Annotated in this window: 17 protein-coding genes and 1 pseudogene; 5 read left to right on the top strand and 13 right to left on the bottom strand. The window is 50.3% G+C overall.

Going from position 1 to position 14,513, the window contains the following annotated elements:
- Window positions 1-18: 18 nt before the first annotated feature.
- The 3 genes from ACKPCD_RS05090 to ACKPCD_RS05080 are packed head-to-tail and all read right to left on the bottom strand — an operon-like array spanning window position 19 to window position 2,261.
- Complete coding sequence (locus tag ACKPCD_RS05090; RefSeq protein ID WP_321434190.1) at window positions 19-1,266, bottom strand: RtcB family protein; 1,248 nt, start codon at window positions 1,264-1,266, stop codon at window positions 19-21.
- A gap of 38 nt (window positions 1,267-1,304) precedes the next feature.
- Window positions 1,305-1,805 (bottom strand): flavodoxin family protein, encoded by a 501-nt coding sequence (locus ACKPCD_RS05085; protein WP_086990184.1) that lies wholly within the window; start codon window positions 1,803-1,805, stop codon window positions 1,305-1,307.
- A 36-nt stretch (window positions 1,806-1,841) separates the two neighbouring features.
- Window positions 1,842-2,261: a VOC family protein gene (locus ACKPCD_RS05080; protein ID WP_119094100.1), complete on the bottom strand. Its 420-nt coding sequence runs from the start codon at window positions 2,259-2,261 to the stop codon at window positions 1,842-1,844.
- 155 nt (window positions 2,262-2,416) lie between these two features.
- Here ACKPCD_RS05080 and ACKPCD_RS05075 point away from each other — a divergent pair, with 155 nt between their 5' ends.
- Window positions 2,417-3,412 carry an MsnO8 family LLM class oxidoreductase gene (locus tag ACKPCD_RS05075; protein WP_119094099.1) on the top strand — a complete coding sequence of 332 codons (996 nt, stop codon included), beginning with the start codon at window positions 2,417-2,419 and terminating at the stop codon, window positions 3,410-3,412.
- Between the two features lie 32 nt (window positions 3,413-3,444).
- Here ACKPCD_RS05075 and ACKPCD_RS05070 read toward each other — a convergent pair.
- The 6 genes and pseudogenes from ACKPCD_RS05070 to ACKPCD_RS05045 form a co-directional block, all read right to left on the bottom strand.
- Window positions 3,445-3,606: pseudogene (locus ACKPCD_RS05070) on the bottom strand (YdeI/OmpD-associated family protein); the annotation flags it as partial.
- A 12-nt stretch (window positions 3,607-3,618) separates the two neighbouring features.
- Complete coding sequence (locus tag ACKPCD_RS05065; RefSeq protein WP_321434189.1) at window positions 3,619-4,029, bottom strand: YdeI/OmpD-associated family protein; 411 nt, start codon at window positions 4,027-4,029, stop codon at window positions 3,619-3,621.
- A gap of 49 nt (window positions 4,030-4,078) precedes the next feature.
- Complete coding sequence (locus ACKPCD_RS05060; protein WP_321434188.1) at window positions 4,079-5,020, bottom strand: prenyltransferase/squalene oxidase repeat-containing protein; 942 nt, start codon at window positions 5,018-5,020, stop codon at window positions 4,079-4,081.
- Between the two features lie 98 nt (window positions 5,021-5,118).
- Window positions 5,119-5,529: a DUF5655 domain-containing protein gene (locus ACKPCD_RS05055; protein WP_321434187.1), complete on the bottom strand. Its 411-nt coding sequence runs from the start codon at window positions 5,527-5,529 to the stop codon at window positions 5,119-5,121.
- A 154-nt stretch (window positions 5,530-5,683) separates the two neighbouring features.
- Window positions 5,684-6,028 (bottom strand): GyrI-like domain-containing protein, encoded by a 345-nt coding sequence (locus ACKPCD_RS05050; protein ID WP_321434186.1) that lies wholly within the window; start codon window positions 6,026-6,028, stop codon window positions 5,684-5,686.
- A gap of 194 nt (window positions 6,029-6,222) precedes the next feature.
- The gene (locus tag ACKPCD_RS05045; RefSeq protein ID WP_200831821.1) at window positions 6,223-7,044 is read right to left on the bottom strand and encodes a TspO-related membrane protein; all 822 of its coding nucleotides are present in this window, start codon (window positions 7,042-7,044) and stop codon (window positions 6,223-6,225) included.
- A gap of 335 nt (window positions 7,045-7,379) precedes the next feature.
- On the opposite strand from ACKPCD_RS05045, the gene ACKPCD_RS05040 reads away from it, so the two are divergent.
- The 4 genes from ACKPCD_RS05040 to nadC all read left to right on the top strand — a co-directional run bounded on the left by ACKPCD_RS05040 (window position 7,380) and on the right by nadC (window position 11,652).
- Entirely contained in the window at window positions 7,380-8,018 is a 639-nt protein-coding gene (locus tag ACKPCD_RS05040) for a DUF2202 domain-containing protein (RefSeq protein ID WP_321434185.1), read from the top strand.
- 611 nt (window positions 8,019-8,629) lie between these two features.
- The gene (nadA, locus tag ACKPCD_RS05035) at window positions 8,630-9,559 is read left to right on the top strand and encodes a quinolinate synthase NadA (RefSeq protein WP_321434184.1); all 930 of its coding nucleotides are present in this window, start codon (window positions 8,630-8,632) and stop codon (window positions 9,557-9,559) included.
- Window positions 9,546-10,826 (top strand): L-aspartate oxidase, encoded by a 1,281-nt coding sequence (locus ACKPCD_RS05030; protein ID WP_321434183.1) that lies wholly within the window; start codon window positions 9,546-9,548, stop codon window positions 10,824-10,826. Before nadA ends, ACKPCD_RS05030 begins: the two co-directional genes overlap by 14 nt.
- Complete coding sequence (nadC, locus tag ACKPCD_RS05025; RefSeq protein ID WP_086990803.1) at window positions 10,816-11,652, top strand: carboxylating nicotinate-nucleotide diphosphorylase; 837 nt, start codon at window positions 10,816-10,818, stop codon at window positions 11,650-11,652. The genes ACKPCD_RS05030 and nadC overlap by 11 nt, the downstream gene beginning before the upstream one ends.
- A gap of 116 nt (window positions 11,653-11,768) precedes the next feature.
- Here nadC and ACKPCD_RS05020 read toward each other — a convergent pair whose 3' ends face one another.
- The 4 genes from ACKPCD_RS05020 to ACKPCD_RS05005 all read right to left on the bottom strand — a co-directional run bounded on the left by ACKPCD_RS05020 (window position 11,769) and on the right by ACKPCD_RS05005 (window position 14,513).
- Window positions 11,769-12,362 (bottom strand): carboxymuconolactone decarboxylase family protein, encoded by a 594-nt coding sequence (locus tag ACKPCD_RS05020; RefSeq protein ID WP_321434182.1) that lies wholly within the window; start codon window positions 12,360-12,362, stop codon window positions 11,769-11,771.
- Between the two features lie 94 nt (window positions 12,363-12,456).
- A complete protein-coding gene (locus ACKPCD_RS05015) occupies window positions 12,457-12,705 on the bottom strand; it encodes a helix-hairpin-helix domain-containing protein (RefSeq protein WP_086990807.1) in 249 nt (82 codons plus the stop codon).
- A 295-nt stretch (window positions 12,706-13,000) separates the two neighbouring features.
- The gene (gene heR, locus ACKPCD_RS05010; protein WP_321434181.1) at window positions 13,001-13,891 is read right to left on the bottom strand and encodes a heliorhodopsin HeR; all 891 of its coding nucleotides are present in this window, start codon (window positions 13,889-13,891) and stop codon (window positions 13,001-13,003) included.
- A complete protein-coding gene (locus tag ACKPCD_RS05005) occupies window positions 13,884-14,513 on the bottom strand; it encodes a DUF2238 domain-containing protein (RefSeq protein WP_321434180.1) in 630 nt (209 codons plus the stop codon). Before ACKPCD_RS05005 ends, heR begins: the two co-directional genes overlap by 8 nt.

The raw sequence follows: 14,513 nt of genomic DNA, 5'->3' as shown, positions 1-14,513 counted from the left end.
TTTGTCCCTCTTTTCTTTTCAGCCCTTGACTACTGCGACGGTCTTGAGGCGGCGGACCGGTTCGACGAGATCCAGTTCTTGTGAGAGCACAAAGTCGATGGCCTTGTAGGCAAAACGCGATTCCGTGCCGACGTCTGTCCGTTTGGCTTTCGCGAGAAAGACGCCCAATTCCCTCAAATCCAGAATGGTGTCCTGGACACTGAACTGTTCCCTGGCATACAAACGGCTCATGCGTCTGCCCGCCCCATGCGAACAGGAAAGGAAGCTTTCCGGGTTGCCTTTGCCTTTGACCAGATAGGAATAGGTTCCCATCGCGCCCGGGATGATGCCCATTTCGCCTGCACCGGCGCGGATGGCCCCTTTTCGGTGGACCCAGACTTCTTTGCCGTAGTGTTCCTCCAGTGCGGCATAATTGTGGTGGCAGTGGACGGCATCCGATAACTTGAAGTGGTTGATGCCGGCGTACTTTTTCACCCAGAGTCGGACGATATCGAGTACCTTCTCCATCATCTGATTGCGGTTTTCTTCGGCGAAATCCATCGCCAATTTCATCCAGCGCAGGTACAATTTCCCGAGATCACTTTCGGTGGAAAAATAGGCCAGATCCCACTCGGGAGGGACCGGAGACTGCTCCTGTTTGTTCACTTCCTTGGCCAGATCGTTGAAATAATGGCAGATTTTGAAGCCCAGATTGCGCGACCCGGAATGCAGCATGATGCCAAGCTTTCCTTGGTCGTCCGTCTGCAGTTCGATGAAATGGTTGCCGCTGCCGAGCGTGCCGACTTGATAGGCGGCATCGTCCAGTTCCTTCATCAATTCCTGCGGCATCGTGTCCTTTTCCTCGGGTGTCATTCCCTCAAGGAAGCGGGCGACCGATTCACATTGCTGTTTTTTCTTATGGTGCTCGAAGCCGGTCGGGATATTCCGCAGGATGTCGCCCGCGATCGCCTGGGCCAGCTTCCCGTTCGGCGTCTCGATTTCGATCAGCCGTTCGACAGGGATGTTCGTCTGGACAAAACTCATCCCGCAGCCGATATCCACCCCGACCGCATTCGGAATGATGACCTTTTCGGCAGCGATGACGCCCCCGATCGGCATGCCGTAGCCGGAATGCGTATCCGGCATCAGTACAACCCATTGATGCAGAAACGGTAGATTAGACAGATTCTTCGCTTGTTGCAGACAGTCCTCACCGATTTGTTCCTCATTCTCCAGCCACACCTTGATTGGCCACTTCTGTTCCTCGGGATTGAAGATGGTAATCATCTCTTGATGCCCCTTTCCGGATATCTTGCGCAGCGCAGTTATTTGATTTTTTGGTCCATCCCCGTTGCCAAATCGCTGAACTGCTGCAGCAAATCCGTGATCTGCCTTTCGCGGTGAGGATTCTTCCAATTGATGACGCCGCTGCCGATGACGTCGGCGCCGTGTTCATCGCAAAGTGCCGTCATCTGCTTCAAGGCATTTTTTCCGCCCATCCACGGGAAAGGGAAGAACTCGGTCACGAACAGGAGCATGGGCTTGTTCTCGAATTGGCCGACCCGCGAAAAATAGTGCTTCAGTACAGGGGAAGCGGAAGCTCCTCTGACCGGTCCGGCGATGATCAGGAGATCGTGCGCCTGCGGATCCGGATAGGACTTCAGTGTGATGTTCGCGCTGTTGTTCTCGTTTGTTTTTTCCTCTCCGATGGTCTTGAGCTGTTCGATCTCCACGTCGTGCCCGTCAGCCGCCAGCCTTTCCTGCAGCCGCTCCGCTACCGACAAGGTATTTCCCGTCAAGGAGTGGACAATGATCCCGATTTCCATAGCCTTTCCCACTTTCTGTAATTTAAATTTTCGCCATTAATGGATGTGCTTCGTTTGTCCGAATGGGGATCTTGCTGCAACCTCGACTTTGATCCGATCGGGGTCTTCGAAAAAGACGGCGTAGTGTTCTTTTCCGCCTGCGAAAGGATGTCTTTCGGTATACAGCAACGGGATGCCGCGACTTTGCAGTTCTTTGTACAGTTCGTCCACTTGATGCTTTGTGTCTACAGCGAAGGCCAGGTGGTTCAATCCGGTCCGTCCGCGGTGATAGGATCCATCCAGGAAACGTTCGGCTGTCTGGACGAAGACGATGTATGTATCATCTTCCTTGTAGCTGAAGCCTTGCTCCCATTCCTGGTATTTGCTGAAGCCCAGCTTTTCCAGCAGCCACGACCACAATTGCTTGCTGGCCGTCAGATCGCTGACATTGATTTCGATATGATGAATGAGGCTCATTTACCCACTTCCTTTTCTTTTGTGACCACCCTATCCCGCTTACAATTCAAAAGCCAATTCTTTGTCCCAAGCGGCTGGGTTTGTTATAGTCAATCTATCAATAATTTGGAAATCATTTGCACAAATGTATTCAGAATAAAGAATCGGAGGAAATTATGAAACTCAGCATCTTGGACCAAGTCCACATCACAGCAGGCGGCAACGCCGAGCAGTCCCTGCAGAACGCCAAAGAACTCGCCCGTTTAGGCGATAGCCTCGGGTACGAACGCATTTGGTTCGCCGAGCATCACGGCAGCAATTTGATGGCGAGCGCCGCGCCCGAAATCATCGCCGCCTTCATCGCGGCCGCAACGGATCGGATCCGTGTCGGAACCGGAGGCGTCATGATGATGCATTACTCCCCTTTGAAAATCGCGGAAGTCTTCAAAACACTGTCCGGCTTTGCACCCGGCCGGATCGATTTGGGCGTGGGCCGTGCCCCCGGAGGCGATCGTCAGTCCATGTACGCATTAGCGCAAGGCAACCCGCCCCAATTGGAGAATCATTACGAAAAACTGCGGACGATATTGGATCTTTTGGAAGACCGGAAACCCCAGGATCCACTTTACCGGGACACTCCTGCGGCGCCTGTAGACGTGACCGTTCCGCAGACCTGGTTATTGGGTTCGAGCGGAAACAGTGCCGTCCAGGCCGGCAGAATGGGCGTCGGCTATTCATTCGCGCAGTTCTTCACCGGGACGCTTGATAAAAGTATTTTCGACCTCTACAAGAAGAATTTTGCCCCATCCGCAGCCATGCCCGAAAAACAGATCAGCGTCGCTTTCCATGCCATCGTCGCGGATACGCGCGAAGAAGCGCTCTACGAAGAGTTGCCGTATGCAATCTTCAAGATGCAGCTTTTCCGCGGAATGATGCGCAACCACCTGATGACCCCGGAACAAGCCGCCGCTTACCCGCTGACGGAAATCGAGAAGCAGCTTATCAACGACATCCGCAAGACGCATATTATCGGGACCGCGAAAGAAGCCGGAGAAACATTGCTGAATCTGCAGGAACAGTACGGTTTCGACGAAGCGATGATCATCAGCATGCCGCATTCCCAAAAGGCGCGGCTCAAAACCTATTCCTTGTTGGCGCAGGAGCTGCTGTAGACTGTCTACCGCATCAAGCTCGGTCATCCTCTTCAAGGGGATGGCTTTTTTTTGGCTTGTGCCCGTTCCAACGTTTCGGCAATCCTTTTTTTCCGGGTATCGGGACGTTTTGCGTGTGCGATCCAGAAAAGATAGTGGGCCTTTTCACCGGTCGGCCAGCCTTCGAAACACGCGCGGGCTAACGGATCATCCTTGAATGCCTGCTCCTATTCCTCGGGCAGCTCCGGGACTTCCTTAGAGGAATACGCTGCTTGCCATTTTCCGTTGGTCTTCGCTGCTTGGATTGCCGCCAAACCGGCTTCAGTCATCCTTCCTGCCGCCATCAAAGCTTCGGCACGTTTGCGGTTGACCAGCGACCACACGCTCCCTGGCCTGCGAGGAGTCATGCGGATGATGAAGCTTTCCTTATCCAGACTGTACATCTTACCGTCGATCCAGCCGAAACAGAGCGCCTCTTCGACCGCTTCTGCGAGCAGTACACCCTCGCCTTTAACATGGGCTTTTTTGATTTTTAGCCAAATCTGATCCTTTTGATCATGCTTTTGCGCCAGCCAGTCATGCCATTCCTGAGGATTACGCAAACTGAGCCACTCCTCGGGAAATCCGGATTCCGTCATAACTAGCTCTCCTTCCATTTCAGGGGATGCATGATGCTCTTTAAAAGCATCATGCATCCCTGTCATAATATTCCAGTACTCGCAGGCATCTGAGCGTATTCCAGCGGCTTGGCTTTCCGGCCTGTTCCATCTGAAAATGCACTTCGCCGGGATGATGGGCCTGCGTTTTCCAGCGTCCGTCCGACAGTCGCTTTTCCTTCAGAATATCCAAAGCATCCTGCAGCCTTTCATCATACGGATAACCGACACTTTGAAAATAATCGAGCGCGCGCAAAATATCATAGCGCCAACGCGGCGGGTATACCAATTTCAAAAAGCTCGGATGGATGACTGCGCCGGTATGGTCGGATTTAAACAGCCGATGCCGCAGAAGGAATTCCTGTGCCTCTCCTTCAATCCGATTCAACTCTTCCGCCCTGAAGGTATAACCGGCAGCGATGTACTCACGGATGCCCTCCAGGACGCTGATCGTGGAATGCATCGAACTGTGACGGGCACCAGATCGGTTCAGGCGACAATTGAAGCCGCCATCGGCCAGCTGCTGGCTAATGATGAAATCGACCACCGGCCTGAGCTTTTCCTCATCCGTCCCGAAATAACAACCATAGTTCAGGAACATCCCGTTGATGCAGACATCACTCTGCTCGATATCCTTTGACGGATTAATGCCACCATCAGGCCCGATTGAAGTGGCAAGGATGAGCGCCAACGCCTTCTTGATTTCCGGTGTTGCCGGGATGCAGAGGTTGCGCAGATCCACCAAGGTGTAATGGCTGCTCGTCCATTTCGGTTGATAGAACGCGCGGCCCCAATGCCCATCAGGCTGTTGTCGTTTCAGAAAAGCACGGCCCCAACCCGCCTCGGCTATCCTGTTTTTCAAGTCGGACAATACCGCAGGATCCTCATGCAACAGATCGCGCCTTGTCTGATATTGGATGGCTGGATCGCCTTCCAGAAGCCACGCGATGATTTCCTCCCTGTTCATTTCCATCGGCCCTTCCTTTTTCAACCTACTTCCGCAGTTTCCGTTCGATCAACTTCACTTATTTTGTCGACAGAACTGATCCACAGCGGTTGCTGTTCAGTTGCCTATATCTTTGAAGATTGCTGTCGCCCCCGTGTTTCCGAAAACCGGTACGCTTCCTGTAGCCAAGTATCCAAGACATCCGTCAGATCAGCTTCCTCCGCAATGATGACGTGGTGCGTCCATCTGCCGGGGTACGGTTCGACCGCTTCGACAATCTGATCATGCATAATTTGGCGCCCGCAGCCGAAGCTCAGCACCAAACTGTGCAGCGGTCGCTTTCTGTCTGTAGGCTGCGGCATCCAGATCCAGGCGAATTGCGTTCTTGTAGCGAAGGAAATCTGGGTCTTTGTCACCGTGATGATGGCGGGTCCGATTGCCCGGATTTTCCTTTCCACAGCCCTGAACAATGCTCTCGTTTCAGGTTTTCCGGTAAAAAATACTTCCACTTCTTTGTTGATCATTACATCTGTCATAGGTATCGCCTCATTTTTTGAAATAGGAATTGGCGTATGCTCACTCCACCAGGAATACAATTTTCGTCAGCAGTTCGCTTTCGGGTACTTCCTCAGGCGAATTGTAATAATGCTCATAGACGGGACCAAGCGGTTTGTAGCCATTATCTTTGATTCATTTCTCAATTTCCTCATAAGCAGGCGGCATCTCCATATAAGGACCTTTGTATATGCAGCTGACCTGTTTGCCGGCAGGGATGTTTCCTGCAAGGATATCGCCTTTGCCAGGCAGTGGTTTGGATACAGGAAAACCGATTTCCAGTTCGAGCCTTTCCATATCCATGTTGAAATAGCCGACGAAAGCTGGTCCAACCGGTTGTTCACCCAATTCAATGATGTGCGTGACGATGTCCATGAAGGCCTTCCCCAATATTTTCGGAAGCTCACTTACCGGAGTAACCGTTTTCAAAACCAAAGTCGGTTGTTCCTGTGTTTCCACCATTTCAATCACAAAGCTCATTTTATCCACGTCTCCTTTTTTGAAGCCCATTGTCTCATGCTTATTTTATCACTTCCGCATCCGCACGACCATCAATACGATAGGAGCATAAAGGGTCTGAAATGGCACAAAAACAAGTCCCGGCGCCAATTCAGTCGAATCGTTGCCGGGACCTGTTTCAAGTCAATCAAATTATAACTTTATCAAAATTGTCATCATTTCAAGCTGGTCGGCGCTTGTTTCTTCGCGAAAAGCACGTAGCCGATCGCCACGCCCATCAGTACGATACAAGCGATGACGGTCATGATGATGCCGGTGTATTGCCCGGCAAAGCCGTCCTGGGACATGTGCTTGATCAGGATGCCCGCATAAGCCCAGATGATCACCAGCCCGTAGGCGATGTCATGGTTGCGGATCATCGTGACGGCTCCGATCACAAGCCCGATTACGATGATCAGTATTGTCCAAATCGACTCAGAAATTCCGAAGCCATTCCAGCCGATGTCGACCAGCAGCGTCGTGATGTTCGCAATCGTTGCCACCGTGATCCAGCCGAAATAGACGCTGAACGGAAGACGGATGAACAGTTTTTCTTTCTGATCGAGTTTTTCCTTCAGGATCAACTGGTTGATGTAGATCAGGCTAAGCAGAATCACCAGCATCAAGATCACCGACAGGCCGATCATGCGGTAATGCCAACTGAAGATCCAAGCGGCGTTGACTACTGAACTGGCCGAAAAGACGATACCGATTTTACGCAACAATTCCGTCTTCACCTTGCTCTTATCCCCTTGGAACAAACCGAATTGGTAAAGCGTATAGCCCAACAGCAACAAATAGATGACGCCCCAAATCGAAAACGTCAATCCAGCAGGCGCAAACAGGTTCGGATAGGAATCCGATATCGCACCTGTATCGATCCCGTTGATCGGAAGGATGTTTGCCAAAGCGTTGACGATAACCATAATCAGATACGTCACAGCGACGGTGATTTTGATGGGTGTTTCCAGTTGTCTCGTTTCTGCTTTTGTTTCCATATTTGTTTCCTCCTCTTCCATTTTTCCTGATATAAATAATTGCATGTAGATAGCTTGATGCACAAAATTATTCACTATAAATAAATTATTATTCTAAATCAATAATACCTAAAATAGTGAACCTATGCAAATATTGCGGTTTCGTGGGAGAGGTTAATTTTTCTTCCGAACAGGTCCAATTTTTTGACATTTTTTTGAGTGAGGCGTACCTTAATGGTGACAAGTTCTTCATTCTTCGTTCATCCTTCCCATTCATCATTCAACAACGTCGGAAAACTTCTCAAATCCCCTTCCCCATTCAATCGTGCAGCGTTTGTATGAAAGGACGAAAAAAAATGAACAGCAAGAAGAAACTCTACGGTATGGCCGCGTTGTTGAGTCTATTACTGTTGGTCGGTTGTTCCGCGGACGAAGATACCGCGACAAATGATTCTTCAGCAGTCGGCTCATCGGAAATGATCGAAAGTAGTTCCGAACAAGATGAATCCATGATGGAAGACAGCGCAGAAGGCGACATGGAAGAAAGCGAATCGCTTGAAACACCCTATATCTATGGTGCAGTTGGCGCCTTGGCGGACAACAATCTGACGATGGAAGAGATGTTCACGTACGCCACCCAAGATGAATACTTGGCCCACGGAGAATATACCTACGTCCTGGAAACCTTCGGAGATCAAGCTCCGTTCAACAACATCATTTCTTCTGAAGCTCAGCACATTACCGAAATGACTGTATTATTCGAGAAATACAATTTGGCGGTTCCGGCTGATGAATCTGCAGATCACATCCAACGAGTGGCGGATGTAAGAGAGGCACTGGATAACTGCGCCACAGGGGAAGTGGACAATATCGCGATGTACAATAAATTCCTCGAACAGGACATCCCGGATGACGTTCGTGCAACCTTCACGGCTTTGCGTAACGCTTCGGAAGGACATCTGCAGGCGTTCAATAAGAGTCTCGAAAAATATTGATAAGAAATACTTATCCAGAGTAATGTCATTAATTTAAGCAACTTAGCAACTGTAAAAAAGCGAGGATGCATGATGCATTCTCGCTTTTTCTTGACTGCAGGGCTAAATTGTTGAATGTTCCACAGATATTCGACAGTTTCGGTCCGACAGGATGTCAAATTGTCGAAAGTTTCTCGGCATTCGACAATCTCGGTCCAATCTGGTGTCAAATTGTCGAATCTACCTCACCTATTCGACAGTAATGGCTACCGCGCTGAGCATTCCTCTCTCTTACTTGTCAATCGCTTAAGTTAATGGCATTACCATCCAAAGACAGCCTCTTCTTCGTTGTGCATACGAACGTGGTGCTCTCCGTCCGGAAGAAAACTGAAAAACATTGCACAGCTCCGGTGACGGGTACGCTCACCGGAGGACATCGGTAACCTTCGACTGCAACTACGACGAAGCTACACTCATCGGAGTACGCAACAGGAATGGTCCCCGAACTCCGACGAAGCCTTCGTTCACCGAAGTTAGGCTTCCTTTCCACATTTAACAGGTGTCTTGACACGTGTAAAGTTACGTGATATAGTCGTTTTCATTAAACTATCATTAAAAAAGGGGACGCACAAATGGATGAACTTACGGAAAGAATATTGCAACTGAAAGCAGAAAAAGATGCCGTCATTCTCGCACACTACTACGTTCCTGGAGACGTTCAAGATATCGCAGATTTTATCGGGGATTCGTACTATTTGAGCAAAATTGCAGCACAGGTCACGGAAAAAGTGATTGTTTTCTGCGGCGTCGCCTTCATGGGCGAAAGCGCGAAGATGCTGAATCCGGATAAAGTCGTCCTGATGCCCGACCTGAAGGCGGATTGTCCGATGGCCCACATGGTCAAAATCCGCGACATCCAAAAAATCCGCGAGACTTACGAAGACGTGGCTGTCGTCTGCTACATCAACTCCACAGCCGAAATCAAGGCACACGCCGATGTTTGCGTCACCTCGTCCAATGCGAAAAACGTCATCACTGCCCTTTCCAACCGCTATATCTATTTCATTCCCGACGAGCACCTGGGCAGATACATTTCCCATCAGCTTCCCGAGAAGACGTTCCTCTTCAATGACGGCTACTGTCCGATCCATACCAGTATCCGCGTTGTCGATGTCCTGAAGATGAGACGCGACCTTCCGCAAGCCGAAATCTTGGCGCATCCCGAATGCAAGGAGGAAATCCTTGATTTGGCGGACTTCGTCGGCAGCACATCGGACCTCGTTGCCTATACCGAAAAGAGCCCATCCCAGGATTTCATCATCTGCACGGAAATCGGCGTCATCCATGACATGGAGAAACGCTCCCCAGGCAAAAGCTTTCATGCCCCTTCCGTAGGTCAGGTCTGTCCCGACATGAAGCTGAACACTATAGAAAAAATCATCTATGCTCTGGAAACTTTCGAACCTGCTGTGGAAATGGATGAATCATTGCGCAAGAAAGGCATGCAGCCGTTGGAACGGATGATGGATTTAGCCGAGGTGAACACTTATGCGCAACTATGATGTCCTTATCATCGGAACGGGGGTCGCCGGACTGTTTGCAGCCCTCAATCTCAGCAGCGACAAACAAATCCTGATCGCCACCAAAGGAACTTTGGAAGATAACGATTCCTTCCTTGCCCAAGGCGGCATCTGCGTCCAGCGCGACGAAATGGATTTCGAGCCTTTCCTGGAGGACACTTTGCGTGCTGGCCACTACGAAAATAATGAAGCGGCAGTCGCAACCATGATCAATCAATCACAAGAAATCATTGACGATCTGATCGATCTGGGCGTTGCCTTCGACAAAAAGGGAGCCGGTTTCTCCTATACCAAAGAAGGCGCTCACTCCCGAGCCCGGATCCTGCACTGCAAAGATATGACCGGCAAGGAAATCAACAGCAAACTGATCGCACGGGTGAAAGAGCTGAAAAATGTGAGCATCTTTGAGAACAGCACGCTTGTCGATCTTTTGGTTGCCGGCGACCGTTGCCATGGCGCGGTGCTCCGCGATCAGGCCGGAAAGTTATCCAACGTTTATGCACAGTCCACGCTGCTCGCCACCGGTGGCATCGGCGGCCTGTTCAGCAAAACGACCAACTTCGCACATTTGACAGGCGACGCCATCGCCATCGCGCTGAAGCACGGTATCCGCGTCAAGGACCTGGATTATGTCCAGATCCATCCGACTTCGTTGTATACCGGACGTTCGGGCAGAGCTTTCCTGATGTCGGAATCGCTGCGTGGGGAAGGCGCCATCCTCGTAGGCAAAGACGGCCAACGTTTCGCTGATGAACTGTTGCCGCGTGACTTGTTGACGAAAGCAATCTACACCCAAATGGAAAAGGATCGCTTGCCCTATGTCCGGATGCTCCTGAAAGGCCACGTAGAAGGATCGATCGCCGGAAGGTTTCCGGGCATCCATGCCCACTGCCTGCAGGAAGGCTATGATTTGGTTGAAGATTACATCCCGGTCGTGCCCGCCCAGCATTATTTCATGGGCGGCATCGCAGTCGATCTGAATAGCAAAACTTCGTTGGCGAACCTTTACGCAGCCGGAGAAACGAGCTGCAACGGCGTCCATGGGAAGAACCGCCTGGCGAGCAACTCGCTGTTGGAAAGTTTGGTATTCAGCAAGCGCGCCGCCCAAGCCATCGATGAGTCATTCCAGTGCGCGCTTCCTTATCCGTTTCCCGAACCTGATGCCCGCTCCATCGAAGCGGGCCTAAAGGAAGCAAACAGAAAACTATTGGAAGAAATCGGAAGCGAGGAGGAAGCTCATGCAAAGTAATCGGAATCGCCTGATTTTGGCGGCGCTGCAGGAAGACATCCCTACTGAGGATATCTCAATCAACGCCATCTTCACAGACTACACGAAAGGCAAAGCCGAGCTGTTGTGCAAACAGGACGGCATCATCGCGGGGCTGGATGTCTTCGCCAGGACCTTCGCCCTCCTCGACGACAAGACCGAAGTGATTTTCCATTGTCAGGATGGAGACGCTGTCCAATCAGGAGAACTTTTGGCTGAAGTCATCGGTGACATCCGCGTCATCCTGTCCGGCGAACGCACCGCCCTGAATTATCTCCAGCGCATGAGCGGCATCGCCACACATACCCGCGAGATCGTCGACTTGCTGGAGGGGAGCGGCATCACGCTGCTGGACACCCGCAAGACGACACCGAACAACCGAATTTTCGAGAAGTATGCCGTAAAAGTCGGCGGCGGTCACAACCACCGTTTCAGCCTGTCAGACGGCGTCATGCTGAAGGACAACCACATCGCTGCGGCGGGCGGCATCAAGCAGGCTGTTGCTGCTGCGCGGGAATATGCCTCTTTTGTGCATAAGATCGAAGTCGAAGTGGAAAACTTGGATATGGTCAAAGAAGCCCTCGAAGCGAGAGCCGACATCATCATGCTGGACAATATGACCCCGGCGGATATGAAGGAAGCCGTCCGTTTGATTGACGGGCGCGCCTTGGTGGAATGCTCCGGCAATCTTACCGCTGAAAACATCGCCATCTTGCGCGACACCGGTGTGGATTACCTTTCATCAGGAGCGCTGACCCACTCTTCAGCAATCCTAGATCTGTCGCTGAAGAACCTGGAACGGATCTGACGGAAAGTTATACCATTTAAACGCAAATAAGCTGTGGAAAAGCCATTAGTAATGGTTTTCCACAGCTCATTTTTTTCGTTATCCACAAACAGAATGATTTTAGTTCAAGTGCATCCTCAGAAACTGATGACAGGTTTCTTGAACAGGCCGTCGATTAGAGCATGGATCAAAGTCAACGGCAGATAGACGATGACGCTCAACATCATTGTGATTTCATACAACAGACTGCTCTTTTTGACAGCTTTGCCTTTCAAACGACTCAAGAAAGCACTGAACGCGATCCCATGCGCATTGCCGACCATGATGGCTCGGATGGCACCCAAAATCCCTTTGGCCTTGTCTTCCCCATAAAGAGCGACGATCCGATCCCAGGATTCTTCGGTCGGATACCCTCTCCGATCGGCATAATGCTGGGCGAAAAGGTATGCCGGCATTTCCTCAACAGGTATTTCGTCAACGGATCCCGCCAACAATCGCTGGATCTCTTCCGCAGCCATCCCCTGCTCGAGCGCCATTTTCGTGTGGGCATAGGAACAAACTTCACAGCCATTGACTTCTGTCACCCCCAACATGATCCTTTCGATAAATTCCGAACTCAATTCTTTTTTCTTTTTTGCCTTGATCATGTATTTCATTGTACGGACCCCTTCATACAAAATCGTATAAAATTCCCGCACCGTGTATATTTTCTTGTAAAATTCCTGCGCCATTATTATCTCCTTTACTCTGTAGGGCTTCTCCAGATTTGTTAAAAATAATTATACCCCTATAGGTATAGATAGTAAAGAAGACGGTTTGGCTGACCTATCCATTTTTCCAGTTCCACCACTTCAATTTTTCCGGATCCGGATTCGGTTCGGTCGCATAATAGACGGCGCAGCGGAAAGTGTACAATACGCAGGGATCTTGCCGCTGCCCGGTTATCCTGTTCAAACGCTCATAAAGTTCCTGCGGATTCTTGTCGCGCAGGTCAGCGACTGTATTTATGCCTAATGAGACGAGTGTTGCCGCCATCTTCGGACCGATGCCGGGAATTTGCTGCAGTTCTTTCATCTGATTTCCCCCTCGCTTTGACTTCTTTTTCCTCAAAATCATTGTAGTCCTTGTCGCCGGCGATTGCCAATAATGGCATTCTTGGCTGACGACGCAAAAAACGGACAGGTTGGGCATCCATCAGAAGCTTTCTGGTGGACGCCCAACCTGTCCGGCTGTAGCATGTCATTCAAAAATAGGCAAAGCAGCAACAAATTGTATTTCCTCTACACATCCAATATACACCGTCATTGTAAATCGTATCAAAAAATCCTGTATTGTTTTTGTAAATGACAGCGCCTGAAGCCTACCAAAATTACGGCTGCATCGCTCCGAAAAGCACAAGCCAGGCAAGAATCGATTTCGCAACCAGACTGAGCACGATGTAGACCCGCTCCCCGTAGAGGTAGTCCGCCCATTTCCCGACTTTTTTGTACTGCAAAATCATGTTGATCGGGAACGTGTTGAAAGCAACGAAATAAGTACCGACGATTGCCCAGACAAACCAAGGCACTTCGCCGAAATTACCGGTCCCGAACATGTACAGCAAAATAGCGATCCATGGCGCAACACCGGCAATCGAGCCCCAAATGAACGGTCCCCACTCAATGTTGTCTTTTGAGCGGCCTACATTCAACTGTTCCATCACAAGCCCGAAAAGATTCATGGTGGCGTTGACGATGAAGATCAGAATCAGCGAAGCGATATCGTAGATGCCGAACAGCGTCGCAATCAGGACAATCATGATTGACGAGCTGAGCGAATACTCGAACCAGCGGAATTTATTGATGCCCTTCGCCAAATCAGCATTATAGATTTCATTAAGCTTTTTCGGAATGGAAACCAAGGCATGCGCGATGGCTGAAATGAACAAGAACGAAGCGACCATAACTCCAAATGGTAATTCAAAAAGAACTCGCGAGGCAGTCTCCAACGAGCGCGTTTCAGGATTGAAGGCCAAGTAGAATTGGCTGATTTCAGGACTGAACTCACCGATTTTCTGGATGACATTTGTTGCCAAAAAGAGCATTGCGATACCTTGAATCAGGTGGAGTCCACCCATGATCAGATTGAAGCGCTGTAGTTTTTCTGTAGTGATCTCTTTCATGATGATAGCTTCCTTTCTAAAATGACTGGAAAATAATGCCAATTGACCGTTCTCATTCGTTGAATCAAACTGTTCTTCAATCAGAATGCCTTTAACCATCCCACATCTGTTCCATTTGGCTGTCGTGAAACGGCCCGAACACGAACACCGCCAGACCCGCACCGATCAATGCCCAAATCATATCCCAGAGGCTGTCGAAGGCATCGCCTTGCGTCCCCATAACGGCATCAGCTGGAACATCCATAATCTTGACGAGCGCAAATTCGCTCAGTTCATAGGCTGCGCTGAAGCCGAGGCAGGACAGCATGACGATGAGAGTCAGCATCTTGCCTTTCTTGACATAGCCGCCCCGCAGCAGGAATTCCTTGGCCAGAAAAGCCGGCACGAAGCCTTGGGCAAAGTGCCCCACCCGGTCGAAGTAATTGCGCTCCCAACCAAACTGCTCTTTCCATTGATTGAACAGCGGATTCTGGGAGTAAGTGTAGTGCGCGCCGTACAGCAACAACAAGGCATGCAGAAAAGCCATCACATAGACGAAAGTGCTGAAACGGAACTTCCGGTAAGTCACGACCAGCAATAATACCAACAGAACTGCTGGCGTCATCTGACCTATCCAAGCCAGCCGATCCAATGGACGGATAGCCGAAATAATGTACGCTATAACGAAAAGAACCAAAAGGATTATAGGCAAGGGTTCTGCCTTTTTGCCGTTTCTCGCCAT

The organism is Trichococcus flocculiformis, from assembly GCF_963662535.1.
In the GTDB taxonomy this organism is placed as follows: domain Bacteria; phylum Bacillota; class Bacilli; order Lactobacillales; family Aerococcaceae; genus Trichococcus; species Trichococcus flocculiformis.
Note: the sequence above shows the minus strand (reverse complement) of the source record. Positions and strands in the feature narration are given on the sequence as shown.